Origin of the sequence: Actinomyces acetigenes (assembly GCF_031296635.1) — a bacterium.
GTDB classification, from domain to species: Bacteria; Actinomycetota; Actinomycetes; order Actinomycetales; family Actinomycetaceae; genus Actinomyces; species Actinomyces acetigenes.
Map to the genome: position 1 here is coordinate 1 of NZ_JASPFC010000076.1, position 3,230 is coordinate 3,230.

Genomic DNA, 3,230 nt, shown 5'->3' on the forward strand with positions numbered 1-3,230 from the left:
AGGGGACGGTGGCCGTCGTCGTCGCGGCTAATGCTGGCGCCGCCGGCCAGGCCGGCTCGGGAACAGCCATGGGGCCCGCCGCTGCGCGCCCGCCCCGGCGCCCGGGGGTAAGCGGGGGCCACACGACATCGGCGTCGGACAGGGCAGTGGTGGCCTGCCCGGAAGGCACCGCCAAGGCCTTCCGTTCCAACCGGCTGCGCGCCCGCCGCGAGCGCCGCCGGGGCTCTGAGCCGGAGGCGCCGGGACCGCCCGCAGCGGGCACGGCTCCAGCGGCCCCACTGGCCCCGGCGGGGGAGGCGGGACTCGGGTAGTCGGCGAACTTGACGATGTGGTCGAGGTCGTAGTGGGTCGGGTCCTGCCCGGCGTTGCGCAGCACGTCCTCCAGGGGGCTGAGCAGGGCCAGCCGGAAGGCGGGGTCGACGCAGCGGGCGTTGACGGCGCCCCAGATCTGGTCGGCGGTCAAAGACTCCTCGGAGGAGCCCAGGTCGTTGCGGATCGCGGTGACCAGGTCCGACTCCAGGCGCGCGTAGGCCATGGCGTAGGCGCTGGGCCACGGGGCCTCGGGCCGCTGGGTGCGCAGGAGGGCGAAGTTGCGCATGGCGCGCAGCACCTCGTCCGAGCCGCCCACCAGGGCCCCCACCCGCAGGCGGTCCAGCGCCTCGTTCTTCATCGTCCCGGTGCCCTCGGGGCCCAGCAGGTGCTTGGAGTCCTCAACGACCTCGCGCAGGAAGACCCGGTAGGCGGCGACGCTGTCGGGGGTCGTGCGCTCCTTGGTCATCGAGCGCAGCCGCTCGGCGGTGTGACGTGCCGCCAGACGGGCCGAGCTGGCCTCGGACTGGACCTCGTTGATCCGCGAGATGCTCGCCCGGGAGATCCGTGAGGCCTCCTTAAGGGCCAGGTCCGCATGCGCCGTCGAGCGCCGGGCGGCGAAGACGGCGGCAACGGCGACCAGGACGGAGACACCGGCTGCGATAGTGGCCACGACGGCGACGACGGACAGATCCATACCCCTATCCTGCCCGTAATCGACTCAGTGGTGCCGCGAAAAAAGGACCTCCCCAGATAGTCCCCAGAATCTCTGCGGGTGACGCTCAGGCCAGGTGGTGGCCACGCTCACGTTGAGGAAGGTGGGAGGCGGTGCCGACGGGACGGTGCATCGGCAGGCCCCGTCTCCGGGAGATGCCCGCCCCGGGCGCTGGGGCGCGCATTCGCTCCTGCGTGACCACCCTGGGCTGCACCGATGTGCACGGGGCGAGGTCCTCGGTGCCTGAGGCGCCCCACGCGGGTCCGTGGCGCGGTAGCGTCAGCGCCATGAAGAAACTCATCAACGCCGTTGACAACGTGGTCACGGACGCCCTGCGGGGTATGGCCGCGGCCCACCCCCACGAGCTCGCCGTCGACCTCGACCAGCACATCGTCTACCGCCGCAGGCCCAAGGAGCAGGGCAAGGTCGCCATCATCTCCGGGGGAGGCAGCGGGCACGAGCCCCTCCACGGCGGCTTCGTGGGCACCGGCATGCTCGACGCCGCCTGCGCCGGCGAGATCTTCACCTCCCCGGTGCCCGACCAGATGGTGGCTGCCACCAGCGCCGTCGACCGCGGAGCCGGCGTGCTGCACATCGTCAAGAACTACACCGGCGACGTCATGAACTTCGAGATGGCCGCCGAGATTGTCGGCGCAGAGTCCGGCATCCAGGTCGCCAGCGTCGTCACCAACGACGACGTCGCCGTCGAGGACTCCCTCTACACTGCCGGACGCCGCGGCGTGGGCGTGACCGTCATGGTGGAGAAGATCGCAGGCGCCGCCGCCGAGCAGGGGCGCCCGCTGGACGAGGTCGCCGGTATCGCCGCGCGCGTCAACGCCTCCGGCAGGTCCATGGGCATGGCCCTGACCTCCTGTACCGTCCCGGCCAACGGCAAGCCCTCTTTCGACCTGCCCGACGACGAGATGGAGATCGGCATCGGCATCCACGGCGAGCCCGGACGCCACCGCGAGAAGGTTGCCCCCGCCGCCGAGATCGCCGAGCGCCTCGTCACCCCCGTCCTGGCCGAGCTCACCGCGCTTACCGAGCTGGAGAGTGCCGGCGCCGACGAGGGCGTCATCGCCATGGTCAACGGCATGGGCGCCACCCCGCTGCTCGAGCTCTACCTCATGTACGGCGAGATCGCCCGCCTCCTCCAGGGTGCCGGGATCACCGTAGCCCGCAACCTCGTGGGCAACTACATCACCAGCCTCGACATGGCCGGCTGCTCCCTGACCCTGGTGCGCGCCGACGCCGAGCTGCTGAGCCTGTGGGACGCCCCAGTCAACACGCCCGGCCTGCGCTGGGGCGTGTGAGGACCTGGCACAATCGGGGTGCCCGGATCGCGTGCGGGCACCCCAAGAAGACTGAAGGAGAAGCGACATGACCGCAGACGCGGGAGCCCTGAGCCACTCGCTGAGCGTGGCGGACCTGGCGACCTGGGTGCGCCACAGCGCGGCGCTTATCGCCGAGCACGCCGAGGAGCTCACCGAGCTGGACGCCGCCATCGGTGACGCCGACCACGGTACCAACATGAAGCGCGGCCTGGCCGCCGCCGCCGAGGCGGTGCAGGCCGGTAGCTTCGCCAGTGCCGACGCCCTGCTCAAGAAGGTCGGCACCACCCTGGTCTCCACCGTCGGGGGCGCCTCCGGGCCCCTGTACGGCACCTTCTTCCTGCGTGCCGGGGGCGCCGTCGTCGGCCTGGAGGCGCTCGACGCCCAGGCGCTCGCGGGCGCCCTGGAGGCAGGGGTCGGCGGTATCGCCGCGCGGGGGCGCGCCACCACGGGGGAGAAGACCATGCTCGACGCCTGGAGCCCGGCCCTGGAGGCCCTGCGTGCCCATCCCGGCGACCTCGCCGCCGGTGTCGCGGCCGCCGCGCGGGCCGCAGCCGAGGGGCGCGAGGCCACCAAGCCCATGGTGGCCACCAAGGGGCGGGCCTCCTACCTGGGGGAGCGCTCGGTGGGGCACATCGACCCCGGTGCTGCCTCCACCGTCCTGCTGCTGACGGCCCTCGACGACGTCGTGGCCGGGAGGGCGTCGTGAGTCCGGTGAGTGTTGGCATCGTCCTGGTCTCCCACTCCCGTGCCCTGGCCGAGGCCGCCGAAGACCTGGCGCGCCGGCTCATCGTGGCCGTCGACGTGCCGGTCGAGACGGCTGCGGGCCTTGCCGACGGTGGGCTGGGCACCGACCCCGGGGCAGTCGTCGAGGC

At 72.5% G+C, this 3,230-nt stretch carries 2 protein-coding genes and 1 pseudogene; 2 read left to right on the plus strand and 1 reads right to left on the minus strand.

All coding sequences use genetic code 11. The features are described from left to right. Positions 1-1,006: pseudogene (locus RIV14_RS13465) on the minus strand (hypothetical protein); the annotation flags it as partial. Between the two features lie 305 nt (positions 1,007-1,311). Between RIV14_RS13465 and dhaK the strand changes: the two are divergent. Continuing rightward, entirely contained in the window at positions 1,312-2,337 is a 1,026-nt protein-coding gene (gene dhaK / locus RIV14_RS13470; protein WP_075371510.1) for a dihydroxyacetone kinase subunit DhaK, read from the plus strand. Between the two features lie 67 nt (positions 2,338-2,404). Then, positions 2,405-3,064, plus strand: a complete 660-nt coding sequence (gene dhaL, locus RIV14_RS13475) for a dihydroxyacetone kinase subunit DhaL (protein WP_070662934.1) — start codon at positions 2,405-2,407, stop codon at positions 3,062-3,064. The last annotated feature ends 166 nt before the right edge of the window (positions 3,065-3,230 follow it).

Excerpts from the sequence above, each read along its gene's own strand:
- dhaK (WP_075371510.1), top strand. The coding sequence starts at position 1,312 with ATGAAGAAACTCATCAACGCCGTTGACAACGTGGTCACGGACGCCCTG.
- dhaL (WP_070662934.1), top strand. The coding sequence starts at position 2,405 with ATGACCGCAGACGCGGGAGCCCTGAGCCACTCGCTGAGCGTGGCGGAC.